The 24599-nt window shown below is 55.3% G+C and carries 20 protein-coding genes and 1 tRNA gene; 3 read left to right on the top strand and 18 right to left on the bottom strand.

Going from position 1 to position 24599, the window contains the following annotated elements; translation table 11 throughout:
* Positions 1-39 precede the first annotated feature (39 nt).
* The 12 genes from A9753_RS03185 to A9753_RS03130 form a co-directional block, all read right to left on the bottom strand.
* A complete protein-coding gene (locus tag A9753_RS03185) occupies positions 40-1482 on the bottom strand; it encodes an MFS transporter (RefSeq protein WP_067780023.1) in 1443 nt (480 codons plus the stop codon).
* A gap of 15 nt (positions 1483-1497) precedes the next feature.
* Complete coding sequence (locus A9753_RS03180) at positions 1498-2550, bottom strand: bile acid:sodium symporter family protein (protein WP_083090227.1); 1053 nt, start codon at positions 2548-2550, stop codon at positions 1498-1500.
* A gap of 346 nt (positions 2551-2896) precedes the next feature.
* The gene (locus tag A9753_RS03175) at positions 2897-4183 is read right to left on the bottom strand and encodes a hypothetical protein (protein ID WP_067780021.1); all 1287 of its coding nucleotides are present in this window, start codon (positions 4181-4183) and stop codon (positions 2897-2899) included.
* Between the two features lie 64 nt (positions 4184-4247).
* A complete protein-coding gene (locus A9753_RS03170) occupies positions 4248-6497 on the bottom strand; it encodes a beta-galactosidase (RefSeq protein ID WP_067780018.1) in 2250 nt (749 codons plus the stop codon).
* A 126-nt stretch (positions 6498-6623) separates the two neighbouring features.
* On the bottom strand, positions 6624-7616 hold the full coding sequence (gene rlmB / locus A9753_RS03165) for a 23S rRNA (guanosine(2251)-2'-O)-methyltransferase RlmB (RefSeq protein ID WP_067780015.1): 993 nt from the start codon (positions 7614-7616) through the stop codon (positions 6624-6626).
* 64 nt (positions 7617-7680) lie between these two features.
* A complete protein-coding gene (cysS, locus tag A9753_RS03160; protein WP_067780012.1) occupies positions 7681-9219 on the bottom strand; it encodes a cysteine--tRNA ligase in 1539 nt (512 codons plus the stop codon).
* Between the two features lie 105 nt (positions 9220-9324).
* Entirely contained in the window at positions 9325-9825 is a 501-nt protein-coding gene (gene ispF / locus A9753_RS03155) for a 2-C-methyl-D-erythritol 2,4-cyclodiphosphate synthase (RefSeq protein ID WP_067780008.1), read from the bottom strand.
* A complete protein-coding gene (locus A9753_RS03150) occupies positions 9822-11228 on the bottom strand; it encodes an MFS transporter (RefSeq protein ID WP_067780005.1) in 1407 nt (468 codons plus the stop codon). Before A9753_RS03150 ends, ispF begins: the two co-directional genes overlap by 4 nt.
* A 212-nt stretch (positions 11229-11440) precedes the next feature.
* Positions 11441-12259 carry an IspD/TarI family cytidylyltransferase gene (locus A9753_RS03145; protein WP_067780002.1) on the bottom strand — a complete coding sequence of 273 codons (819 nt, stop codon included), beginning with the start codon at positions 12257-12259 and terminating at the stop codon, positions 11441-11443.
* Positions 12256-12747 carry a CarD family transcriptional regulator gene (locus tag A9753_RS03140; protein WP_067779999.1) on the bottom strand — a complete coding sequence of 164 codons (492 nt, stop codon included), beginning with the start codon at positions 12745-12747 and terminating at the stop codon, positions 12256-12258. Before A9753_RS03140 ends, A9753_RS03145 begins: the two co-directional genes overlap by 4 nt.
* Before the next feature lie 142 nt (positions 12748-12889).
* The gene (locus A9753_RS03135) at positions 12890-13576 is read right to left on the bottom strand and encodes a response regulator transcription factor (RefSeq protein WP_067779995.1); all 687 of its coding nucleotides are present in this window, start codon (positions 13574-13576) and stop codon (positions 12890-12892) included.
* Entirely contained in the window at positions 13573-14769 is a 1197-nt protein-coding gene (locus A9753_RS03130; protein ID WP_083090226.1) for a sensor histidine kinase, read from the bottom strand. Before A9753_RS03130 ends, A9753_RS03135 begins: the two co-directional genes overlap by 4 nt.
* A 196-nt stretch (positions 14770-14965) precedes the next feature.
* Here A9753_RS03130 and phoU point away from each other — a divergent pair, with 196 nt between their 5' ends.
* Positions 14966-15613 carry a phosphate signaling complex protein PhoU gene (phoU, locus tag A9753_RS03125; RefSeq protein WP_067779989.1) on the top strand — a complete coding sequence of 216 codons (648 nt, stop codon included), beginning with the start codon at positions 14966-14968 and terminating at the stop codon, positions 15611-15613.
* 140 nt (positions 15614-15753) lie between these two features.
* Here the strand turns inward: phoU and A9753_RS03120 are convergent, their stop codons facing one another.
* From A9753_RS03120 to serS, 6 genes are all read right to left on the bottom strand, one after another.
* On the bottom strand, positions 15754-16491 hold the full coding sequence (locus A9753_RS03120) for a phosphoglyceromutase (protein WP_067779986.1): 738 nt from the start codon (positions 16489-16491) through the stop codon (positions 15754-15756).
* A gap of 68 nt (positions 16492-16559) precedes the next feature.
* Positions 16560-16883 (bottom strand): histone-like nucleoid-structuring protein Lsr2, encoded by a 324-nt coding sequence (locus A9753_RS03115; protein WP_067779983.1) that lies wholly within the window; start codon positions 16881-16883, stop codon positions 16560-16562.
* A gap of 234 nt (positions 16884-17117) precedes the next feature.
* Positions 17118-17204, bottom strand: a tRNA-Ser gene (locus tag A9753_RS03110).
* Between the two features lie 76 nt (positions 17205-17280).
* Positions 17281-18621 carry an AGE family epimerase/isomerase gene (locus tag A9753_RS03105; RefSeq protein ID WP_067779980.1) on the bottom strand — a complete coding sequence of 447 codons (1341 nt, stop codon included), beginning with the start codon at positions 18619-18621 and terminating at the stop codon, positions 17281-17283.
* A 532-nt stretch (positions 18622-19153) separates the two neighbouring features.
* The gene (locus A9753_RS03100) at positions 19154-20113 is read right to left on the bottom strand and encodes an HAD family hydrolase (RefSeq protein WP_245637335.1); all 960 of its coding nucleotides are present in this window, start codon (positions 20111-20113) and stop codon (positions 19154-19156) included.
* Between the two features lies 1 nt (position 20114).
* Entirely contained in the window at positions 20115-21386 is a 1272-nt protein-coding gene (gene serS, locus A9753_RS03095; RefSeq protein ID WP_067779976.1) for a serine--tRNA ligase, read from the bottom strand.
* A gap of 302 nt (positions 21387-21688) precedes the next feature.
* On the opposite strand from serS, the gene A9753_RS03090 reads away from it, so the two are divergent.
* Positions 21689-22657 carry a LysR substrate-binding domain-containing protein gene (locus tag A9753_RS03090; protein WP_067779973.1) on the top strand — a complete coding sequence of 323 codons (969 nt, stop codon included), beginning with the start codon at positions 21689-21691 and terminating at the stop codon, positions 22655-22657.
* A 245-nt stretch (positions 22658-22902) separates the two neighbouring features.
* Positions 22903-24594 carry an MFS transporter gene (locus tag A9753_RS03085; protein ID WP_067779969.1) on the top strand — a complete coding sequence of 564 codons (1692 nt, stop codon included), beginning with the start codon at positions 22903-22905 and terminating at the stop codon, positions 24592-24594.
* The last annotated feature ends 5 nt before the right edge of the window (positions 24595-24599 follow it).

Raw genomic sequence — 24599 nt, 5'->3', positions numbered from 1 at the left:
AACGCTTCAGTCAACATCTTGATGCATTTGCGAGCATGTTCATGCTCGGGCTGTAATCTCCTCTACGAACTCATCATTGTCATGAACACTACTTCGACCGGTGGGGATGAAGTAGAGGATAAGAGCGATGGGGCAAAGTAGCAGCAAGGAGTGCGCCAAACTCAGATAGTGCCCCACGAGGGGAAGGATAAGAGGCATAACGAATACAGTTACGCCACCGCCCAGGGAGCACAGCGCTGCGGCACGGTTGGGCGAAAGCCCATCAATAGCCACCAAGTCATCCACGGTAATGGGGTAGAGCAAGGCGTTGCCCATGCCGGCAATTACTAAACCGGCAATAATCTGAGGCAAGTGCAAGCCCAGGCCAATCATGAGCGTACCGACAATGGAGGCGGCGATGCTGGCCACGAAAACATAACGCCAGCGGATGAGCAGACCAGCAGACAAGCGCCCTGCTGCCATACCGAGGGGAAATACAGCCCCCAAAGTTGCTGCCGTTGCTGTAGGCACGCCGTTCTCGACCAAACGCGCCACCCCCCAGGCGTAGAGGGAAAACTCCGTGACAAGGCTAAGCGCAACTCGCAGAAGATTCAGCGCAATACGCAGGTGACGCCGCCCGGCTAGTCCTGTCAGTACCTGTTCCTGGGGTGTGTGACTGGGATGGATGTGGTCTTCCATTACTGACGGTGCAGCATCAGTCACCGCGCCCACGGAGACACTGTCATAATCACCCAGATCAGGAACATGAACGGAGGTAGCACCATGAGCCAGAGTGGCACGTGCGAGTTCATCATCGGCAACGTTTTCTGCGCCACCGAATGCTCGGACTGTGCTCACGGGGCCAAAGGCGTCAGAGAGGTCTTTCCGGCGCGCTCGCCCTTTTCGCCCTTCCCAGCGTTCGGCGAATGCTGAGGGGGTGTTGACGAAATCAATGTGACGAATAGTAGCTAGCACGTACATGGCGGGGAGGGCCAGCATCAGTGCGGCCCAGCGTCCGGGAACTCCGGGTAGCGAATCGCAGAAGCCATAAACCAGTGGTGCTGCGATGGATGCTGCTGAGGAGGCGCCGTTGGCCAGAGCGATATCGCGGGCACGGCGAGGACCAGCAAGCACGGCGGGCACGATGAGGATGACCAGCGAGGTTCCGCATCCCACGAGAAGACCGCACACAATGACGAGCCAAATCCATGGGGCGAAGGCCAGGCCGATTGCTCCAAAGACCACCAGGTAGGCGGCCAGGCGGAGGATGGTGCCCGCCGTGGCTTGGAGTAGCCAGCGAGAGAGAAGGCTAAAAACCACCATGCCTACACCAAGGAAGGAACTCAGGATGGCGAAAGTAGCCACCGGAGTGTTGAAATCATTGGCGAGCAGCACCATGAGTGCGCCCACACCGCCGACGTGTGCCCCCACAGCAATTTCGGAGACGAAGGTTGCTGCAAAGATACGAGGGCGTCGGGATTGATGTGTGGAGGTGAGGTTCATATCAGCCGTTTACAGTCAGGATGCGGATGCAGTGACTGCATCTTCCGATTCCGAAGCGGTAACGGAGAGCAGTTCTGCTTCAAGGGAAGGATCTTCACCAAGGGGGTAGCCGCGCAGGCGCCAGTACATAGCCAATCCCGCACCAGTCATGGTGTGCCAGAAGGTAGCGATTGCACAGGGCATAGCCACGGCGGCACCCAAGTGAGTCATGGCGAGGGTTGAGCCCAAGCCTGCGTTCTGCAAGCCCACCTCGATGGACAGGGTCCGGCGATCGGCGCGGGTCAGGCCCACGGCGCGTGCCACAGCGTATCCCAGGGAATAGCCCACGGCATTTTCCAGGGCAATAGCGAAGAAGGTGAGGAAGCCTGCGGTTTCAATGAGCGGTGCGCTTTTGGCCACCACTGCGGCAACAACACCAGCGATAGCTACCACGGAAACCCAGGGCATGATGGGCTGGACCTTGCTGGTTAGGGAGTTAAAGAACACGTTGAGGGCCAGGCCCAAGCCGACAGGCAGGAGGACGATCTTGACGATCTGGATGGCCATAGCCTGAGCATTAATAGGCATATAAGTGCCTGCCAGAAGAAGGGTCAGCAAGGGGGTGACGATGGGGGCGAGCATCGTGGAGAAAGCAGTCATGGACACGCTCAGTGCGGTATTGCCCTTAGCCAGGAAGGTCACCACATTGGAGGTGGTGCCCCCTGGGACGCATCCCACGAGGATAATGCCCACAGCCACAGGTGCAGGCAGGGGAAGGATATGAGCAACAGTCCATCCCACAAGAGGCATCACGAGGTATTGTGCTGCCACACCAACAATGACGGGTTTGGGGTGACGAGCAATCATCGTGAAATCAGGAACGGTAAGAGTCATGCCCATACCGAACATGGTCACAGCAAGCAAAGGAGTCAGATAACCTGCGAGAGGAACAAATGTCGCAGGTGAAAAGAATGCTCCAATAAATGCACTAAGCATGATGAAGGGGAAAATCATCACGGCGATGCGAGCAGATTTTTCTTCTTTGCTCATCTGTGATCCAGCGAGCCCAGGGAAGCCGGGGGTAGCCATAAGTGTTCCTTGAGTTATTGGTTGCGACCTTCATGGAGGGGGATGGTGATAGAGATGAGTTCCCTGCCACCACACCGCAATATAACGCAATAGCACACTAGAACATAATGAGGTTAATACTCTCTGACATAAGTAACGCTAACGACCCCACAAAAACATTGGAAAACCGCGTCGATACGTCAAGATTCCTGATACGAAATTCGCCACAAAAAATGGTGGGTGCCTGACACTTTCGCGTCAGGAACCCACCATGAGAATGAATAGTGCAGCCTCAGGAAAAAGAAGACTACGTCAATCTAGACAGTGACGGTCCAACAAGAAAGGCTATCTTCAAGGCTTCAGAACCTCAGGCGCCGAGTTCTTCGGCCACTCCCCCAAGATTTTCTTCTGCACGGCGACGCAACTCGCGGCGACGGGTCCATGACGCCAGTGACGATTCAGCCACAGCGTCAATCAACAGCACAACGCCCGCCGCTACGCGACCTGCAGGCAAGGATCCGAAACGGGAGCGACGTCGAATAGCAGAGCCAAGGAGGGCGCCACCTACACCCGCCTCCACAACAGTAGCCAGGCGCACAACCCAAGGAAGATCAGTGGCAGTACGAATGTAAGCCTGCCAGAAACTCGAGCCGGGAGCATCAGGATCCTGCAGGAGCATGCCCACACTACGTCCCACAGCGTTAGACAAGCCACGAGGCTCATGGATCACGATGCCGGGAACATCAGCAGGTGCAGTAGCACCACTAAGCACATCAGCAATCACGTCGGGCAAATGCAGTACCTTCAGACATGCGCGCAAACCTTCAAAACCCGGCATGGCCATCGCTTGAGCCACATCGCCCCATTCGACATTTTCAATGCAAGAGGCAATAACTTGCGCGTCCTGACGATCGGTAAGAAACTCCTCGACAAGGTTACGCAGTGCCGGGCCGGGATCATCAACGTCACCCCAGACGTAAAGGCTGCGCATACCCCACGAGTAGGTGCCTTCATCCTCACCATCGGCGAATACTTCACCCTCACCATGACGCGGTGCTGGAACGGCGCGAATGGACATGTCCTTATCGGTAACACGCACGATCAGCGCAGGTAAAGCCTCTTCATCCCAACCGTAGCACCCCACGTCATACCCAGGCCCGGTGTACATCACAACGCGACGATCAGCATCAGGAGCATTCATCACAGCCAGGGGCCGCTCAAGCAAAGTGGCCTGCAACGGAACCGTATAAGCACTCAACGGAGAGATCACGACAGTCCGGGAAGTGTAGGACTCTGGTGACAACGCAGCATCATCCCCACCAGGGTCTGTCACAGCGGACTGCGAGGGCATGGCATCGTAAGAGGCAGGACCAATGGCGACACTCCCCTCAAGGGCGCGGGCAAGTGACTGGGTCAATTCACTCACATCCATGCCGGCTACCACACCACCGCGCTGCGGGGGCGTAACAGCTACGCGGCCCTGCGAGTCCGTCATGAGAGTGAGAGAGAGCAAGTGCAGAGAATCGGGGAACCACTCAAGTCGGGCAACGACTCGACGTTCTTCCAATTCACGCGCCACGTCCTCAGGTGCACTGTTAGGTGCGATCACTACGCCTTCGGTGCGATTCCAACGCTGCGAAGATTCCTGAGCCATGACGGCCTCCCTTACTTGTCAGTCTGACCCCATTGTGTCAGGGTTTGCTCTTCCGTGGGTAGTGTCACGCCGAAAGTTTCACGACAGCGCCACTGCGCGGAGCAAGAATCATGTGTCCAGTAACTTGCGAGTCACTCACTGCGTCCCAACCTTCGATCCCACCGATTTCCTTCATGGAATCTGAATAGTTGAGGACAAAAAGATATGAACCACGCTGAGTGACTTCCACTCCTGCGGGGACGGTCATCTGCGCACCAGTGGAAACGACTCCTGCATAAGCCGCTGCCAAGCGCATAACAGCACTTCGGCCCTGCTCCCCCAGGTCCACACCAACGTAGATAACATGTCCCTCTCCCACGCGACGGTGAGTAATGGCTGGCTGACCAGCCAGAGGACCGGTGGCATAGGAGGCAAGCACCTCGACATCTCCCCCTGCAAATGCCAAGTCATTAGGACTGAGGACCTCAAGTTGCTCGGTCCATGAGTGACCCATGAGAACAGATTCACCTGCAGCCCGAGCCAGTGCCCCCTGTGTGGAGAGAGGAATGTCGGTACTTCCCCATGTGGGAGTCAGTTCGGAGCAAATGGGCTGACATGCAGCGTCTGGTAGCGAAGGGTCTGACCAAGGTTCACTAGGTTCAGCGAGCACAGGCACCTGAGCCATGACACGAACACCGCACAAGTCTGCCATGGAACCACTATCGCCGTTAGGGCGATCAGTGAGGTATCCCCCTTGAACCGCATGACCGTCAACGGTAAACACACCAGTACGCGGGGTAACCACAACACATCCGCCGCGCTCAAGAACCGAGGTACAGCCGTTGATTACGCCAGGGCGAATATAACTAAGTTCTGGCACAACGACGACGCGGTGCTGAATGCTCTCATACTGACCGGATTTTGCATTTCCTTCCCTTTCGTCCATTCGTGAGGCAGGGAGGACATCAACAGGCAAACGATTTTCAAAGCATGTGGCATGCCAACGGGTGAGTGAGCGGGCCACAGTAGAACGTGAGGGGGCAAGCACGTCACCACCTGCACTGTCTGGGCCGATGGCGCTGGAAGATTGCCACATAGAGTCCCAGTCCACGAGGACTGCTGTCTGTGCATTGAACGGTTGGCCGAGCACTCCGCTAAGGCGTGAGAGTACGGCGCCGGTTTCAACGACTTCTTTGAAGGTGTCACTGTCAGGACCGAAGTGAGGCACCATGCCAGAGTGGAAAGTTTCTGCACCGGCCACGGATTGGCGCCACTGAAATTGCATAATGCCATCAGCTCCGTGAGCCATGTGGGCCAGTGATCCGAGAAGGAATTCTCCGCGACGTTTAACTGCATTGCGCAGGCGCCATTGAACCTGACTGGGGGCCTGTTCCATCAGGAGCCAGGGGCGCCCTTTGCCCAGGCCACGCATGAGGTCACCAGTGAAGGCGATCATTTGGGGTGCGCGTGGGTCTGCTGGGTCGGGATAACAGTCGTTGGTGATGAGATCACAGTGTTCTGCCCAGGCCACATAGTCCACAGGTTCGAACAGACCCATGAAATTGGTGGTGACAGGGAGAGTACGTCCAGCATCCGCGAGCGCGGCACGGATCACGTCTTCTTCTGCCTGATAGCAGGCCAGAAGAGAGTCCGAGGAGAAGCGCTTCCAGTCTAGGTCGCGTGCAGGTGAGGGGAAGGTGGAGGTCAGGCGTGGGGCGATAATGTCTTCCACGCTATGCAGTGTTTGAGACCAGAAGGCGGTTCCCCACACGCGGTTGATGGTTTCGAGATTGCCGTAGCGTTCAAGTAGCCAGATTCGGAAGTTATTTTCACACGATTCACAGAAGCATTCAGCGGTGTGACAACCGTATTCATTATTAATGTGCCACATGGCCACACCGGGATGTCCTGCTAGGCGGGTAGCAAGAGCCTTGGCCATATCAGCGAAAGCTTGGCGCATGATCGGTGAGGACGGGCAGTAGTGCTGGCGTGACCCCCAAGCCATGCGTACACCGTGTGCATTCACTGCCAAGGTGGTGGGTTCTGCACGACCAAGCCATGCGGGTGGCGAGGCGGTGGCGCTGGCCATATCCACAGCAATGCCGTTGTCCCAGAGTCGATCAACAAGGTTGACGATCCAGTCAAGGTCGTAGTGGCCACGTTCGGGTTCAAGTAGGGCCCAGGAAAAAACACCGAGGGTCACCATGGTGACTCCGGCCTGTTTCATTAACTCAATATCCTGAGCGATGGTCGCTTCATCCCATTGCTCAGGGTTGTAATCGGCGCCGTAGGCCACGCGGCCGTTGAGGTCCAGGGTGTGAGTTTTCTGGGTCATGAAATCTTCCTCAAGAAACGGTGCTCACCGCTAGCAACAACCAGCAAACAAGGTGGCACCCGGTCATCGTTGACAGTTGGGGGACCGTGCAGGCCCCGTGATGAGGGCCTGCACGACACTATATGCTCAGGCTTTAGTTCCTTGACGGCGAAGTCGGCTGACTTCATACAGGGCGATGCCAGTGGCCACTGCCGCATTGAGGGATTCCACGGTGCGGGAAATCTCAATAGAAGCAATCAAGTCACAGGTTTCGCGAACCAGGCGAGACAGACCTGCACCTTCGGCGCCAGTGACAAGTACCAAGGGCACATTGGCAAGAGAGAGGCCATCAATACTTTCATCTGCTTCACCATCAAGGCCCACCACAAAGAAACCATCTTTCTTCAGAGCCTCGAGAGTACGAACCAGATTGGTTTCGCGAGCCACCGGCACTCGTGCCGCAGCTCCGGCACTAACCTTCCAGACGGTGGCATTCACACCCACGCTACGACGCTCAGGGATAATCACACCATGTGCGTCGAATGCGCCTGCGCTTCGCAGAACTGCACCGAGGTTGTGGGGATCGGTGACCTGATCCAATGCAACTAGCAGGGGCAGCGATCCGCGAGCGCGGGCCTGTGCAGCCAGTTCTTGAGCATCTGCGTATTCGTAGGCAGGAATCTCAATGGCCACTCCTTGGTGAACAGCACCATCAGTGAGTGCTTCGAGGTCCAGTTTGGATACGTCAAGAATTGGTGCCCCCATAAGTGCAGCACGGCGAACCACAGCACCGAGACGATCGTCATTCTCAGAGGAAACCGCCATAAATACTCGGTGAATAGGCACGCCTGCACGTGCCGCTTCAGCTACAGCGTTACGGCCTGCAACAATTTCATGATCCTGAGGCACCTGGAAACGGTTTTTAATCTTTTCAAGTTGCTTGGCTCGAGTAGGTTGAGCTGCGCGTGCTTCAGCGCGTGCCTTGGCTCGTGCTTTAGGGTGTCCTTTGCGGTCTTCAGCACGAGGGGTTGGCCCCTTGCCTTCCAAGCCGTGTTTCTTCTGTCCGCCAGATCCCTTCAAGGGACGCTTCTTTTTTCCAGGCTTGCGGAGTGCGCCGTGGACTTTATCGTTACCGGGCATAGTGTTCTTTCGTCAATGGCACTGAAGTGCGCTAAGTCTGATGTGATGTGTTTCGAATTCGGTATTAAGCCAGGTGCCAGCGTGCTCCGGTGGGGCTGTCTTCAACCACCACTCCAGCATGCGTCAACTGGTCGCGCAGTGCATCTGCACGGGCCCAATCGCGGTCTTGTCGTGCTTGTGCGCGTTCATCCAGCATGGCTTGGACTAGGCTGCCCAGCGCGTCCATGGCTCCGTTCTGGCCGTCTGCTCCCGTGCCGGACATGACGGTTGCTCGCCATGGCTGGGCCAGCGGATCTAGGCCAAGAATCTCAAGCATGGCGCGTGCGCTCAGTGCCAGGTCCCAGACGCGACCCGCATCGGGGTTGGCTCCGGCAAGTTCGGCGTTAAGTGCCTTGATGGTTTGGTGGATCTGGGCGAGTGCTCCGGCCAGGTTAAGGTCATCATCCATGGCGTGAGAGAAGTCCTCGGGCAGGGGGTAGGTGCGCACAAAGTCTTCAGGTGCGTCCACGCCATCAACGCCTTCAGGGGCGTTAGGTGCAAGGGAAGCAGTAAGGACTTCGTGGGCACGGAGCAGTGTGGCAGCGAAGCGCTCGAACATGGCGGCCGCTTCAGTGAGAGTCTCGTCGGAGAATTCCACGGTAGAGCGGTGGTGGACGGTTCCCAGTGCTGCACGCAATGCATAGGCGGGGTATCGGGTGAGCAGTTCGCTGACAACAAGGGAGTTGCCCAAGGACTTACTCATCTTTTCGCCCTTAATGGTGACCCAAGCGTTGTGGACCCAGTGGTTGGCGAATCCCCACCCGGCACCGTGGGATTGGGCTTGCTCGTTTTCATGATGGGGGAAACGCAGGTCGATTCCGCCGCCGTGAATGTCGAAGGTATCTCCCAGGTAGCGCTGGCTCATGGCGGAGCATTCGAGGTGCCAACCTGGCCGGCCACGCCCCCAGGGAGATTCCCATGCGGCGTCTGCCGGTTCGGTAGGCTTGGCGGCTTTCCACAGGGCGAAGTCGCGGGGGTCGCGCTTATCTGCTTCGACTGCTGCGTCGATCTGGCTTTCATCTTCTGTGGTGGCCAGGTCGCTAACGCGCTGGTTGGTCAGTGAGCCGTAGTCAGGCAGGGAAGAGACGGAGAAGTAGACGTTTCCGGGGCTGCCGACGTAGGCGTGGCCGCGTTCCATGAGCCGCTCGATGAGAGCGATCTGCTCAGGGATGTGCCCAGTAGCGCGAGGTTCAACAGTCGGAGGAATGACGCCAAGTGCCTCGTAGGCAGCAGCAAATTCACGCTCGAAGTGCTGAGCATGTGCCCACCACGGGGTGGGGGGCTCAGTGGCTGCGGACTTGGTAAGGATCTTGTCATCAATGTCGGTAACATTGCGGGCCATGATAACGCGCTGGCCTTGACGGGTGAGCCAGCGGCGTAGCACGTCGAAGGCGATGGCGCTGCGCATGTGTCCGATGTGGGGTGATCCCTGAACGGTGGCACCACACAGGTAGATGGTGACTACTCCAGGTGTGACGGTGGGAGCCAGGGGCACTACGGCGCGCTGGGCAGAGTCGTACAAACGTAACGTGGGCTGGGCTACGTGCTCATCAGGGGTATTCACTATCCCAGGCTATCGCGGGCGGCTAGGGATTACCTAGCCTGTTTCTTTCCGACGTCACTTAGCATGAGGCACTTCACCTCACCTGCCAGCTTAGTAGAGAGGTACTTATTGGTCGACTCGGTAAACCAGAGCAGTGGCAATGGCCATAACTCCTTCACTGCGTCCGACGAATCCGAGGTGGTCAGTGGTGGTGGCGCTGAACATGACGGGTGCGCCGGCGGCGTCTGTGAGTGCTTGGCGCGCTTCGTCCATGCGTGCGCTCACGCGCGGGCGCTGGGCCACGAGTTGAACAGCGATATTGCCAATCTCGAACCCTGCTTCCCGCACGCGCCGTGCCGCTTCAGCCAAGAGGGTGCTACCGCTTGCGCCGGCCCATTCTGGTTCTGCCACCCCAAAGTTGGAGCCCAGGTCACCGAGATTAGATGCAGAAAAAAGTGCATCAGCGCAGGCGTGGGCTACTGCGTCTCCGTCTGAGTGACCGGAGAGGCCTTGTTCTCCGTCCCAGTGCAGGCAGGCGAGGTAGAGGGGGGTGGGTGTGTCAGCGTCTGCGAAGGCGTGGACGTCGGTACCGATGCCGACTTGAGGCAGGAGCGGTGGAATAGTCATGACTCATCTCCCAGGTCAGTGATGTGCCCCTTGGGGTCCTGGATTTTACCGACCATAGCAAGGCCCACTGCCAGGACAAGAACCACGCCGAGGATGCCCCAGTATCCGGCGTCTGCGCCGGAGACGTGCTTGCCGATCCATACGCTCAGGCCGTACATGGCAGGAGCAACGAAAGAAACAGCGCGACCGGTAGTGGCGTAAAGGCCGAAGATTTCACCTTCACGGCCGTAAGGGATCAGACGCGCCAGCAGTGAACGAGAAGCAGATTGAGCGGGGCCTACACAGGCGCTCAGGAGCAAGCCAAGTATCCAGAAGACGGGTTTGCCGCCTGAGTGAAGAATGAAGGTGAGGATGCCGCAGATGACGAGAATGACAAGGCTGCCTACAATCACGCGCTTAGGACCAAAAAGGTCATCAAGATGACCGGCGCCAATGGTGACAACACCAGCCACCACGTTGGCGACGATGGCAAAGATGATGACTTCACCGGGGGTAAAGCCAAAGGTGTTTTGAGCGATGATGCCGCCGTAGGTGAACACGCCTGCCAGGCCGTCACGGTAGATGGCTGCTGCGGCGAGGAACCAGACCACTTCGGGGTGGGTTTTGAACAGCGCTACCAGGGTTCGCCACAGGCGCTTGTAGGAGGCGAGGAGAGATTCGCGGGGTTGTGCGAGGGCTTCGCTGCGGTCGGGAACGTCGAGTCCGTCGCGGCGGGCGCGGGCGTCTGCTCGACGGACCGATTGGGTCCACAGGACGGGGATGGCCGATAGGCCGAACCAGGCTGCGGCCACCAGCATGCCTTGGCGTACACCCATGCCGTTTTCTGTGGAGGTGCCAAACCAGGTGGTGTCCGTGTTGATGAAGCCAACGAACAGCAGACCCAGCAGCACAATGCCGCCGAGGTAGCCCATGCCCCAGCCGAAACCGCTGACGGCGCCCATGCGATCTTTGGGGGTCAGACGCGAGAGGAGCCCGTTGTAGTTCACGCTAGCGAGTTCGAAGAAGACGTTGCCGATACCCAGCAGGATGATGCCGGGCCAGAGATATGCCGGGTCGGGTTTGATGAAAAACAGTGAGCCTGCAACAGCGGTGACCACGAGGGAATAGATGCCGAGCCAGTAGACGTTTTTGCCGGCGCGGTCACTGCGCTGGCCGGTGACGGGTGCGAGGGCTGCGATAAGGAAGCCTGCAATGGTGAGTCCCAAGGAAATTGCTGATTCGTTCTTTGCCGTGTCTCCGAACGAACTGCTGGAGAGGTAGACGGTGAAGACGAAGGTGGTGATCACAGCGTTGAATGCTGCGGATCCCCAGTCCCACAGGCCCCAAGCGAAAACGGGCCATGTCATGAAACTCTTGCGCTTGTCCTGTGAAGCATCCGCAAGGGATGGCTGACTAGGTGGCATCGAACTCATAGCAGACACTCTAAGGGCTGTTTTACGCTCACGTAAGCACATTCACCCTACCTTAAGAACAAATTTTCTCTACTAGGCCCCTGCGGGTAACGAGAAAGAAAACAGTCAGTAACATTCAGTGAAACTGGTAGGAATTTTCCCTCGTCTCAGCCGCAGGCCACAAAGTCCGTTCCACTCTTTAGAACAAAACTCAAGAACAGTTCTTACCGCAAGGCCTCGGGATCCTCCATGAGCATCTGCGCCACCATAAGATCCAAACGGGTCGTTACTTTCATAGCCAATGGATCACTGGGAACCACGCTCACTGTACGTCCAAGCCACTCAACGAGGGCTGCATCGTCACTAGCAGCAAGGGCTTCATCATTACCGCGCTCACTGGCTGCCTCATGAGCAGCGACGAGTACCTCAGCGCGAAATCCCTGCGGGGTATGCACGGCGCGAAGAGTCGAACGCTGCGGTGTGCCAACGACGTACTCCACATCGCCGTCATTATCTCGCCCAGCAGTCGCCTCGTCTTTGACGAGCAAACGGGATGTCAATGAATCCTTTTCTGGACGGATTTCTTTAATCGTGTCAGTCACCGGCAAAGCAGGGATGACCGCATCATGTCCTGCACGGACGGCATTGATAACCCGCTCAACGACTGCTGGCGGGGTGAGCGGGCGTGCGGCATCGTGAACAAGAATAATGGCCGGATTAAAGGTTGCAGCCACACGGAGTCCGGCGGCTACAGATGCTTGGCGGGAGAGAGGCGACCCTTCTACCACGGTGACCGGCCATAGTGGATTCATGTAAGCGACTACATCACTGACAAAGCCGAGAGGAGCTGTGACCACCACATGGTCTGCTCCCCCAGCAAGCATGGCTTGAACGGAGAGTTCAACAAGAGCCCTGCCATTGAGAGTAGCGAAGCATTTGGGTTTGTTCAGACCGAGGCGAGTGCCGGATCCCGCTGCGGTCACAATGCCAACAACCCCGCCCTGGGGCGAGGTTGTTAAGGATGTTTCAGGGGTACCGGTCACTTCACGTCTTCTGCCAGAACTTCATCGAGAGCGGCTTCAGCTTTGGACTCTTCGATCTTCTGTGCCAGCGCGAGTTCAGAGACCAAAATTTGACGAGCCTTAGAAAGCATGCGCTTTTCTCCGGCACTTAGTCCGCGGTCAGTATCGCGACGAGAAAGGTCACGAACCACTTCAGCGACCTTGATTACGTCACCGGACGCAATTTTTTCCTGGTTGGCTTTGTAACGGCGTGACCAGTTGGTGGGTTCTTCAGTGAAGGACTCCCGAAGAACATCAAAAACCTTTTCGAGGCCGTTTTCGTCAACAACATCGCGCACACCGATGAGGTCAACGCTTTCAGCGGGGACCAGAATAGTGAGGTCGCCTTGTGCAACCTCTAACTGCAAATAAGTTTTTTCTTCACCACGCATTGTTCGCTTCTGAATATCGATAATGCGCGCGGCACCGTGGTGCGGGTAGACCACAGTTTCTCCAATTTGGAAGGTCATAATGAGATATCACTCCATACGTGTGCGGATCTCCATTCTAACACCCCGCCTAGATAGGCAATAAATGAGATTCCACACTTAACCGGAAGAACAGGGATTCCCGGCTATTTACATTCCCAAAAAACATAAACAAATTAGCGAATTATTCAGCATCAACGAGTTTATAACCTAAGCCTCGAACGGTAAGAAGCATCATGGGATGTGCCGGTTCACGTTCGATCTTTGAGCGAATTCGCTTCACGTGCACATCAAGAGTTTTGGTATCACCCACATAATCACTTCCCCAGACACGATCAATAATCTGACCACGGGTAAGAACACGATTGGGGTGGCGCATGAGCAATTCAAGTAATTCAAATTCACGCAGAGGCATTTGCACCATTTCTCCACGCACACTTACTTCATGACGCTCCACGTCCATACGGACGCTACCAACTTCCAAAACGCTGGATTCTCCGGGATCTTCTGGGTGAACACGGCGTAGCACGGCGTTCACGCGAGCGACGAGTTCACGATAGGAGTATGGCTTAGTGACATAGTCGTCGGCACCAATTTCTAGGCCCACAATTTTGTCGATTTCTGAGTCTTTGGCCGTGACCATAATAACGGGAACCGTGGACTGAGAACGGATGCGTTTGCACACCTCCATGCCGCTAAGTCCAGGAAGCATAAGGTCAAGAAGAACCACGTCAATACGCAGAGGATCGAATTGCTCAAGAGCTTGGATCCCATCCGCTGCTTCGAGCACGGTAAATCCCTCACCGCGCAGATTGAATGCGAGGGGCTCGCGATAGTTTTCCTCATCCTCAACCAACAAGATGGTAGTCATGAAAGTTCTCCTTGTTCTGGATTGGTCTGAGTAGCGAATCCATCATCATCAACGGGGTGATCAACAGATCGGGGAAGAATCAGAGTGAAGGTTGAACCTTGCCCGAGTGCTGACCAAATTTTGACGGTTCCACCGTGGTCAGCAGCCACATGCTTAACGATCGACAAGCCAAGACCTGTACCACCAGTAGCGCGCGAGCGGGCTTTATCAACGCGAAAGAAGCGCTCGAACACGCGCTCTTGATCTTCTGATGCGATGCCGATTCCTTGATCTACCACGGCTACATGGACTTCATCGCTCGTGCGCGATACTCCGACGGACACGCGAGTATGCGGGTTGGAGTAGGAAATCGCGTTATCCAAAAGGTTACGGATGGCAGTGGTCAGCAGTGCAGCATCTCCCCGGACGGTGACGTTCTTTTCTCCTCCTACCATGAGGGCAATGTCTCGCGCTTGAGCTTCGATACGGACACGATCAATGGCTTCAGTAATAACTTCATCAAGTTCTACTGTCTCTGGACTAACCAAAGCGTCACCATCTTGGAGACGTGAGAGTTCAATAATCTCGTTAACCAGCATGCCAAGACGCTGAGCTTCTTTGGACATCCTCGCAGAGAATTGGCGAACCACGTCTGGGTTTTGGGCGTTAGCTTCAACTGTTTCTGCCAGCAAGGACAATGCTCCGACCGGGGTTTTAAGTTCGTGAGACACGTTGGCTACAAAGTCTCTGCGCATGGCTTCTAAACGCCTCGATGAAGTGCGATCTTCCACGAGAATCAGAATGTGTTGACGGCCAATGGAGGCTACGCGAACGTGAAGAAAGAACACTCCTGCACCATGAATGCGACCGCGCGCCACTTGAATATCTTCATCCATAGTTACGCCGGTGGAACGAACTTTTTTCACCATAGCTGCAATTTGAGGCTCGTCCATCACGTCATCGTGGACAAGGTTAAAAGCGTAAGCACTAGCTGATGCACGCAGCACATCATCGTCTTCATCAAGCATGATTACGGTGGAACGTAGTGCTGCCAGAATGGGGATTACTCCATCTTCAGCAGAAAGACGCGATTGTCGAGAGAGTGCTCTTTCTTCGCGACGTACACGCCAATCACGCTCAGAATAAGCAAATGCGAGCCCCGCAGCCACGCCAACGATTACAGCGAGAAGGGCCACCAATGTCAGGGTGGTCATCGTCATCACATCAGTAAGATTACGACGTATTTCCTACCTAGACGGACATTTTTGCCAGAATTACAGCCTGATTACCGACTATGTCACTGATGTTTAGATGAACTTCAACTCTCGTTTACCTTTCTTGAGCACAATCAGAAAGACAGCCATGCATTGCCATGGCTCGCGCACAAATCACAGCGGTTAGGAGCAGCGCGTGAGGGATATTTTCCATTCCGAACTCACTCAGTTAGAACGCAATCTTGAGTCCATGGCCTCTCAGGTACACACAGCCATGAAGCGTGCAGCCAGTGCACTACGCACCGGCGACATTATTGTGGCTGAGCAGGTCATTGACGCTGATGAGCGGATTAACGAACTGCAGCGCGATATTGATGATTTGTGCGTCATGTTGCTTGCCCGCCAGCAGCCGGTCGCTGGCGATCTTCGCCATGTCATTAGTGCTCTACGTATGGCTCAAACCTTGGAACGTCAGGGGGACCTTGCTCGCCACGTGGCCGCCATTGCCCGTGGTCGTTACCCCGAGCATCCCGTTCCTGATCCACTGTTCAGTCTGCTGGTCAAGATGTCAGACGCCGCAGTGGAAACTTCCGCTTCCGTCTCTCGCCTCATTGAGGAGAAAGACATTGATCTAGCTCGCGCCATTTCCGATAACGATGACATCCTTGATGAGTTGCAGCGTCAAAGTTTCGATCTAATTATCAATCCTGAACTGAATCTCAGCCGCCAGCAGGTGATTGACGCTGTGTTGTTGGCTCGTTTCCTAGAGCGTTTTGGCGACCACGCCACCAGCGTGGCTCGCAGAGTCACCTTCCTTGTTTTGGGATCAACCGAAGAACGCTGATCCTCCTACCCTGCAGGTATGCAAGTAATGCGTGGGGTGTGATTCTCCAGTGGGCAGGAATACTGGTGGGGCGTTGGGATTTCTCCCAACGCCCCACCAGTATGTTCAGTCAGTGGTGACTAATCCTCGGATTAATGAGGTCACTTACCCTGGTTAGCCACTGCAGCGATCTTGGCTTCTGCCTCGGGATCGAGGTAGCGGCCGCCCTTCTTGATGGGCTTGAGAGTTTCTTCATCAAGTTCGTAAACCAACGGAATGCCAGTGGGGATATTAACTCCTGCAATGTCTTCGTCGCTGATTTCGTCAAGGTGCTTGACGATTGCGCGCAGGGAGTTGCCGTGTGCGGCAATCATGACAGTCTTGCCAGTCTTGATCTCAGGAACGATAGTTTCTTCCCAATAGGGAAGCAGACGCTCAAGAACATCCTTAAGGCACTCAGTAGCGGGGATGGGCTCACCTGCGTAACGAGGATCAGAATCCTGGGAAAATTCGCTACCTGCTTCAATGGCCGGCGGGGGCACATCGTAGGAACGGCGCCAGAGCATGAACTGCTCTTCACCGTATTCATCGCGGATTTCCTTCTTATTCTTACCCTGCAGTGCACCGTAATGACGCTCATTGAGACGCCAGTTACGCTCAACGGGGATCCAGTGGCGGTCAGCAGCATCAAGAGCAAGGTTGGCGGTCATGATGGCGCGGCGCAGCATGGAGGTGAACAACTTGTCAGGCAGAACACCTGCTTCCTTCAGGAATCCGCCACCGGCGACAGCCTCTGCACGGCCCTTTTCGGAGAGGGGAACATCGACCCATCCGGTGAAGAGGTTCTTTGCGTTCCATTCACTTTCGCCGTGGCGAAGAAGAACAAGCGTGTATGCCATGAAGAATCAATCCTTAAGATCGTAATGAGTAAGGCAGGGACGTAAGAATTCTACCAATGCAAGAAGGTTCAGCCCTGTGCTGCGTAGTAAGCGTCACGAACCTCTGCAGAGACGCGGCCACGCTCGGAGACGGTCATGTTCTGACTCTTGGCCCATTCACGAATCTTTGCAGTTTCACCGGGGCCGGAAGAACGGCGGCGACCGGAAACGCGACGGCCAGAGACGCGACGTGCAGGTTCGGTCCACTTAGCGAAGTCTGCGCGAAGTTCTGCTGCGTGTTCGTCGGATAGATCAATTTCGTAAGAGACGCCGTCCAGAGCGAACGTTACAGTTTCGTGTGCTTCGCCATGGTCGAGGTCATCAACAAGAATGGTCTGAATTTTCTGCGCCATTATGACGTTCCTTTCGCCGTGCGTTCGCTTGATTTTATTGTCAAGCCAATTAGTTCATTATCCACACTAAATGAAATATTTTTGTATTTCAAGAAGATTTGAAGAATGTGAATGCCGTAGAAGAATTACTGGTCTCAGTTTTTCTTCAGGAAAACCATGCTTGAGATTTGTATTTTCGCTTGACTGACCAAAAAATATCGGGACCCCATTTCTGAGGTCCCGATATTTCAAGAGCGGAGCGGGAGGGATTCGAACCCTCGGTACGCGTAAACGTACAACGGTTTTCAAGACCGTCACATTCGGCCACTCTGTCACCACTCCTTGGCGATTTACCTGTCCAACAGATCGACTCTGGTGTTCAAGTATTGACCAGGAAGCAGTCTAACATCACCGACTCCTAGGAAAACAACCGACGGCGCCCCTTGGGTTTTTCCTCACGTTCGGGTGACTCAGGTCGATCTAAACGTCCTTCTGCCAACGCTTGCCCCATGGCAGGCCAGACAGGCATACGTGCAGCTAAGGTCATTTGTAGGCCATGGTAGACATCAGGATGACCGGGCCAGACAGTATTGTCTGGCTCATTTTCTGGAGTACATTCATGGATCCATAGACCATTGTCTCGGATGACGTATTCTTCAAGATAGTCAACCCAAGAACGATAGCAATGTTCGTAGTGCTCAACATCCATTTCGCTTCGACCTGAGTCCAGTACTGCGCGCCTGAGCATGGCTGCAGCGCTAACACCTTCACAAACAGTCCAGTGCATCCTTTGGCGAACTAGCGGGTGGCCGTTGTTATCGGTGGTGTATACAAAGCCTGGATTACCGTCGACTCTCCAACCATCGATCCGAGCGCGGTCGAAGAGTTCTTCAGCCGCTGGCAACATCCATTCCCCTGCAGGAAGTTTACGAGCAATTAAGGCAGCACGAGCTTGCGCTGTTAATCGCGCCCACTCTAAGCCGTGGCCAGGGGTAACCCCTCCAGGACGGAAGGGATGATTGGGTTGATCCATGTTGTAGTTGACATCAACATGCCAACCGGCATCATAGTGTTCAGGAATTCGCCAACTGTTATTACGCGCCTGCACGTTAACGGCGAAATCAATAATTTGGACAGCTCGTTCGAGCCAAGTCACGTCACCGGTTGCATCAGCGGTCGCTAAATAGGCTTCCACACAATGCATTGCAGCATTAATTCCACGGTATTCTTCTGGATCGGTGAAATCGCAAGCGAATGATTCAATAGGAAGTCCGTAGGATTCATCAAAAAAGTAACGTTCATGGATTTCCATCGCGTCGCGGAGCAGCTCCGTTGCGCCGGGACGATTTGCAGCAACAGCAGTTGCTGCCGCCAAAAGAACAAAGGCGTGCTGGTAGCACTCTTTTCGCGATTGTTTATCGCGGGGAATTGCACGTCCTTCTTCATCAAACCCACATTCCACCAGGCTGTAGTAACCGCCATATTGATTGTCTTTTAATGAGCGAGCAAGCGAACGCACACCGTGGTCAGCATATTTTCGGCATCCCGGAATGCCCAAGAGCGTCCCCAAAGAAAAGCAGAAGGTCATTCGGCCGGTAATCCAAAGTGCTACACCACGGTCTTGATCAACTTCACCGTCTGGACCAATCCACCCAAATCCTGCTGGGACCATGGAGAGTTTGCCGGCGCGTAAAAGTGCATGGGTATGTGTTGCTAGCCAGCGTATATGCTCGGGTGATTCAAACCATCCCAGACTCATGGTTCCTCCTCGGAATTGATCGTCACTGATCGTTCAGGGCGGTACGTATAGAAGCAATGAGGACGGCGTTGTTCTCATTGCCCATTCAACGTATCAAGGAAAACCAAACAGCGGAAGAAAAACGACTGAATTTTTCCTTCTTTCTTCTTTTGCAGGAGATTCCTCACGACTTAGTAATCGGGAAACCTCCCAACCTAAACGGATGAATCAGGGCAATGCTTGGTACAGCGCTCTACTTGTCAAGAGAAGCGGTGAAATTATCTGATTCTTGACCAGTCCGCACTGAACGAATCCTCATCATAGCTACCAGGAATTCAACAATTTATTCGAAGACGAAACACTCATTATTTATATGTTGTTCGCCAACAGTCACGGGCGCCCCGTCTGTATGGCGTCATAACCACACCAGTGCGGGAAAAGAGAATGGCATCAGTTTCTATCACAGCCCCGCTCGCCAAGGGCGAGGGAAACATCAGTAGCCCCCTCTTCATGCATTCGCCTCGACTCGCCACCCCTGGCGCGCCAGGGAACATCAGTAGACAGTCCCCTTATTCATTCGATGAGCAGAAAGCGCATTCATTCTCCAAGCATCGAGTAATGCCGGGCACCCATCAGACCAGACACTTTCCGTTACTACGCGGGCGTGAGATTGCACTTCGTCGGTGGCGTTACCCATCGCAACAGATAGGTGAGCCCATTCAAGCATTTCTCGGTCATTGGAGCCGTCCCCAACAGCGATCGTGGATGTGCGGCAAATACCAAGGCTTTCGCACAAAGCATCAAGTGCTCCGGCCTTCGTCACTCCTTGAGGAGCAACATCAAGCCAAGCGGTCCAGCCCACGGCATACTCCACAGATTGCACGCCAGCAGCAGCAATCTTGTCGGAGAATTCCTCCACGCTCATGCCGGGAGCTCGGAGCACCACACGACTCACTGGATGAGCGCACAGTTCCTCTAAGGAAACCACATGCTGCTCTTCAATGAGCTCACCAGGGGGAAATGGCTTACTGACGAGAAAGCCGGTTGGCGATTCCACCGCCACAATCGCATCGGGCAATACCTTAGATAGCGCCATGATGACCTCGCGCGGATCGAAGGTTAACTGCTCAATCACCTCATAGCCACCCGGCAGTGCTGGGTCGAGGCGAAGGGTTTGTGCACCGTTAGCACATACCATCCACCCTCGGGTCAGACCGCATTCGCGGGCGACAGGCAGTGCTGCACTTACGCCGCGACCAGTGGCAATCACCACCTGAGTACCGGTGGCGATGGTGCGGGCAATTGTTTCTTTGACGCGTTTGGACAACGTGAAATCCATAGCAATCAAAGTGCCATCAACATCTAATGCTACAAGAGTCCGGGGACCCACCGAAGGTGGAGTGAATTCAAGTCGTCGCAAGGTGTCGCGTAATGCCCGCACCACATCTGCGTACTGATCGTTAGTCAGAGGGGGATGCGGCGCAGTGAAGCGATCGTTATGGTGATGGGCCACGTTAGGCAATCGGTTCGATGACACTCACGCCGCCGAGATAGGGACGAAGGCCTTGAGGAATGGTGACAGTTCCATCAGCATTCTGGTGATTTTCCAAAATGGCAACCATCCAACGAGTGGTGGCCAAAGTGCCGTTCAGGGTAGCTACAGGAGATGTACCCTGTTCGCCGCGCTCACGCACACCCAGACGACGAGCCTGGAAAGTAGTGCAGTTAGAGGTAGAGGTGACTTCCATCCAACGGTTCTGAGTAGGCAGCCACGCTTCACAATCAAATTTACGGGCTGCAGAAGAACCCAGGTCACCGGCCGCAGTATCAATGACACGGTAAGGCAGTTCAACCAAGGCAAGCATTTCTTCTTCCATGGCCAACAGGCGTTCATGTTCGTCACGTGCATCTTCAGGGCGGCAGTAGGAGAACATTTCTGCCTTGTTGAACTGATGGACGCGAATGATGCCTCGAGTATCCTTACCCGCAGCGCCAGCTTCACGGCGGTAACAGGTTGACCAGCCCATGTAGCGCAACGGACCGTCGCTCAGGTCGATAATTTCATCACCATGGTATCCGGCAAGTGCAACTTCACTAGTGCCGGTGAGGTAGAGATCGTCTGTAGGCAGGTAGTAGATTTCATCAGCGTGCGCACCCAAGAAACCGGTACCGCCCATGACCTGAGGTGTCACGAGGGTGGGGGTGGTCATAGGGGTAAAGCCGTGAGCCAGTGCGCAATCGAGTGCAGCGGTCATCAGGGCCAGTTCGAGGCGCATCCCCCAACCCTTGAGGTAGTAAAAACGCGCTCCGGAGACTTTAGCTCCACGCTTTGTGTCGATGATGTCCAGGGCTTCACCAATAGCCAGGTGGTCAGCAGGCTCAAATCCTTCGGCACTAAAGTCACGAACTTTGGGGCCTTCATGGCGAAGAACCACATAGTCTTCTTCACCGCCGCTAGGGGCACCGTCGATGAGGTTAGGCATTTGCTTCATCAAAGCGTCAAATTGCTGCGCCTGTTCATCAGCAGTCGCAGAGGCTTCCTTGACCTTAGCAGCCATCTCCTTGGCCTGAGCCAGAATAGTGGGGCGCTCTTCGGGTGTTGCTTTACCTACAGATGCGGAGAGGGTTTTCTGCTCGGCACGCAGGTTTTCGAATGCTGAAAGAGAACTCCGACGAGAACTATCAGCCTCGATAATGCGATCAACCAGAGTTTCGTCAGCGCCACGGGCGCGTTGGCTTGCACGGAATGGTTCAGGGTTTTCGCGAAGAGCACGCAGATCGATCATGTTGAGAGTGTAGCCAGATGAAGGCCATACTGAGGAGTTAGGGCCTGTGATATGTCAACAACACCACTAATCAGACCTTACCTATCAGTTAATTTACATATCAACAGTTTATAGTGTAGATTCTCTTATAAGAGCGGCACCCCCTGCACTCTCACCCTATGAGACTCCGCGGCCTCCACCACGGCATTGCAGAACCCCCACTCCCCATTTGTCGTTAACACCTCGTTTTCCTCATTTGCGCCAACGAGCGCCTGAGCACAAAACGCCCCCACCTTATTGACCGTTTCCAAGGAGCATGAACCATGCCGAACAACACACAACCATCCTTCTCCCAGTTGCGTGGTTTTGTTGCCCTATGCCAATACCAGCACTTCGGCGAAGCTGCCGCCTCTATGGGCGTAAGTCAGCCCAGCCTTTCTCAATCCATCACCGCACTCGAACGTCGCGTCGGCGGTGAGTTAGTTGAACGCACCACCCGTCGTGTCCTGATCACACCCCTAGGCGAAACTCTCCTCCCCTTCGCTCGCGAGGCAGTGTTTGCCGCAGAAGCATTCGGTGAAGCGGTCGACACCCACGGAACAGCCCTTAGCGGTTTGATGCGTATTGGCTTAATCCCGACCCTCGCACCTTACGTCGCCCCCCTACTCATGGACACCCTCCCTGACCACTTGGAGCAGTTACGTCCCGAATTCCGTGAACTTGTCACCGGCGACATCCTTGACTCTCTCACCCAGGGAACTCTCGATGCCGCTGTAATCGCCCTGGATGTAGACCTGGACCTCACTCGTTTCGCCGTAACCCCCATGTACGACGAACCTCTCGTCGCCCTGGTCCCAGCCGATCATGAATGGGCTGGCCGCGACGACGTAGATGTAACTTCTCTCGATAGCGCCAACCTCCTCCTTCTTGACGAAAGCAACTGCCTACGCGACCAGACCCTAGCCCTGTGTCAGCACTACAGCAGCCGCCCCCCTCGCGCCGTTGCTACCACCCTAGCTACCGTAACCCGCCTAGTTGCCCATGGTGCCGGCGTCACCGTGATCCCCGAAGGCGGCTTGAGTCTAATGACCTCAATCGAAGGTCTGGCCGTTGCCCGCTTTGCTAATGCTTCACCTCGCCGCCATATCGGCCTGGTTCACCGCATTTCCTCTTCTCGTGGTGCCGAGTTCACTCAATTAGCCACCGTAATGACCGAGATCATTAAAAAAGCCGGTCTTCCCACAGAAGAGGCCACCCCTGTCCCCGCCGGACCTTCTTGCCCAGTGTGCTAACTGATTACGTCACTGATTACGTCATTGACATGTCACCCGCGCTACTGCCGCACCATTTCTCGAATGCCCTTGCCGTGACGGCGAGGGCATTCATCGTTAGTTTTCCTCCCCACCATCATTTTCATGCTCCTCTCTCCACCACAAGATTCTTCACCATGCAATGTGAGAGAGCAGACCATTATGCAGATATATTTTTATGACAAGCCGTCATATACTGAGGTTAGTTAATCAACCCAGGAGGCCTTATGGCTACGACATCATCGTCACCCGAAGCAACCGAGCAGGACCGCTTCACTGCCAACCGCTGGAAAGCCCTTGGCGTCCTCGCATTAGCCGTCAGTACCATTGTTATTGACGGAACCATCGTCAACGTCGCCTTGCCGACGATGATTGACCAACTCCCCTTAACCTTTACTCAGGCCCAGTGGGTCACCACCATTTACAACCTCATCTTCGCCGCCTTGCTGATTACCACCGGACGTGCAGGTGACAAATTTGGTCGACGCACCACTCTGCTGTTGGGTATGGCACTATTCGCCGGCGCATCTTTACTTGCTGGCCTGGCAACCAACGCCTCAAGTTTGCTCCTGGCACGCGCCATTCAAGGCATCGGCGGCGCTTTTGTTCTCCCCTCCACTTTATCCACCGTCAATGCAACTTTCCGTGGCCGCGAGCGCGCCATCGCTTTCGGTATCTGGGGCGCCACAATTTCCGGTGCCGCGGCGATCGGCCCTCTTCTTGGCGGATATTTAACCACCCACGCCACATGGCGCTGGGTGTTTGGCATCAACATTCCCTTGGCCATCGTCATTGCTCTTGGTTCGCTCCTCTGGGTCCCCCAAACCAGCGAAGGCTCCAACAAGCAGCACTCTCAGTTCTTCTCTGACTTTGACTCCGTAGGCTTCCTTTCCTCTTTCATCGGAATGGGCAGCATCGTGTTCGGTCTCGTCGAAGGACGCAACCTGGGCTGGTGGGCTCCCACCAGCAAAGGGTGGGCTGCTTCATGGCCACTATCCCCTGCACCTATCGCTATCGCTTTGGGTGTTATTGCCTGCTTTGTGTTTGTGCGTACAGAAATTCGCCGCGGCACCGCAGGTCGAGACGTTATGCTCGACATGGGCCTATTCCGCCTTCAGTCATTCTCATGGGGCAACATCGCCGCAATGGTGGTTGCCATGGGTGAGTTTGGCTTGCTCTTCGTCCTCCCCCTCTACCTTCAAAACGTCCTCGGCCTGTCAGCCATGCACGCAGGCGCCGTCTTAGCCATCATGGCTGTCGGTTCATTCATCGCCGGCGGAACTGCCGGTCCGCTAGCTCGCACCATTGGCGCGACCAATGTGGCAACGTGGGGTTTAATTCTCGAAACCATCGGCATGGTAGCCATGGCACTTATCATGAAGCCTACCTCCCCCACATGGCAGATCGATGTCGCCTTAGTCCTTTACGGTGTAGGCCTCGGCTTTGCTAGCGCACAATTAACCTCAACTGTTCTTGCTGAGGTTCCTCCCGCAAAGTCCGGACAAGGTTCAGCCACCCAATCCACCGTACGTCAATTAGGCAGTGCACTAGGTGTCGCCATTATTGCCACAATCATGGCTAGTTCAATCACCTCAGCAGCCTCCGGCATACTGGGCAACACTTCCCTTCCCCCTCAGCAAGCCACACAAATTGAACAGCAACTTGCGCCTACTGCGGGGACGATGATCACACTGGTCCGTGAGGGGCAAGGGCCAGCAGCCGCATGGCAGCCTGAGGTGCGACAGGAAGTGGCCACCGAACTCAGTGACGCCTTCGTATCCGGTTCGCGAGTGCCTCTCTGGGTGGGTGCCGGATTTATGTTCCTCGGCGTGATCGCTACACTGCGCCTTCCGCGCAGCCAAAAATCAGCCCGTAGACACCACTCAAAAGTTTCGGATGACACTACAAACTCAGCATAATCCCG

Source organism: Actinomyces vulturis (assembly GCF_001687305.1).
In the GTDB taxonomy this organism is placed as follows: Bacteria; Actinomycetota; Actinomycetes; order Actinomycetales; family Actinomycetaceae; genus Actinomyces; species Actinomyces vulturis.
Note: the sequence above shows the minus strand (reverse complement) of the source record. Positions and strands in the feature narration are given on the sequence as shown.

Coding starts and splice junctions, on each gene's coding strand:
- A9753_RS03185 (WP_067780023.1), bottom strand. CDS start 1,482: ATGAACCTCACCTCCACACATCAATCCCGACGCCCTCGTATCTTTGCA.
- A9753_RS03180 (WP_083090227.1), bottom strand. CDS start 2,550: ATGGCTACCCCCGGCTTCCCTGGGCTCGCTGGATCACAGATGAGCAAA.
- A9753_RS03175 (WP_067780021.1), bottom strand. CDS start 4,183: ATGGCTCAGGAATCTTCGCAGCGTTGGAATCGCACCGAAGGCGTAGTG.
- A9753_RS03170 (WP_067780018.1), bottom strand. CDS start 6,497: ATGACCCAGAAAACTCACACCCTGGACCTCAACGGCCGCGTGGCCTAC.
- rlmB (WP_067780015.1), bottom strand. CDS start 7,616: ATGCCCGGTAACGATAAAGTCCACGGCGCACTCCGCAAGCCTGGAAAA.
- ispF (WP_067780008.1), bottom strand. CDS start 9,825: ATGACTATTCCACCGCTCCTGCCTCAAGTCGGCATCGGTACCGACGTC.
- A9753_RS03150 (WP_067780005.1), bottom strand. CDS start 11,228: ATGCCACCTAGTCAGCCATCCCTTGCGGATGCTTCACAGGACAAGCGC.
- A9753_RS03140 (WP_067779999.1), bottom strand. CDS start 12,747: ATGACCTTCCAAATTGGAGAAACTGTGGTCTACCCGCACCACGGTGCC.
- A9753_RS03135 (WP_067779995.1), bottom strand. CDS start 13,576: ATGACTACCATCTTGTTGGTTGAGGATGAGGAAAACTATCGCGAGCCC.
- A9753_RS03130 (WP_083090226.1), bottom strand. CDS start 14,769: ATGACCACCCTGACATTGGTGGCCCTTCTCGCTGTAATCGTTGGCGTG.
- A9753_RS03120 (WP_067779986.1), bottom strand. CDS start 16,491: ATGGCATACACGCTTGTTCTTCTTCGCCACGGCGAAAGTGAATGGAAC.
- A9753_RS03115 (WP_067779983.1), bottom strand. CDS start 16,883: ATGGCGCAGAAAATTCAGACCATTCTTGTTGATGACCTCGACCATGGC.
- A9753_RS03105 (WP_067779980.1), bottom strand. CDS start 18,621: ATGAGTCTGGGATGGTTTGAATCACCCGAGCATATACGCTGGCTAGCA.
- serS (WP_067779976.1), bottom strand. CDS start 21,386: ATGATCGATCTGCGTGCTCTTCGCGAAAACCCTGAACCATTCCGTGCA.
- A9753_RS03090 (WP_067779973.1), top strand. CDS start 21,689: ATGCCGAACAACACACAACCATCCTTCTCCCAGTTGCGTGGTTTTGTT.
- A9753_RS03085 (WP_067779969.1), top strand. CDS start 22,903: ATGGCTACGACATCATCGTCACCCGAAGCAACCGAGCAGGACCGCTTC.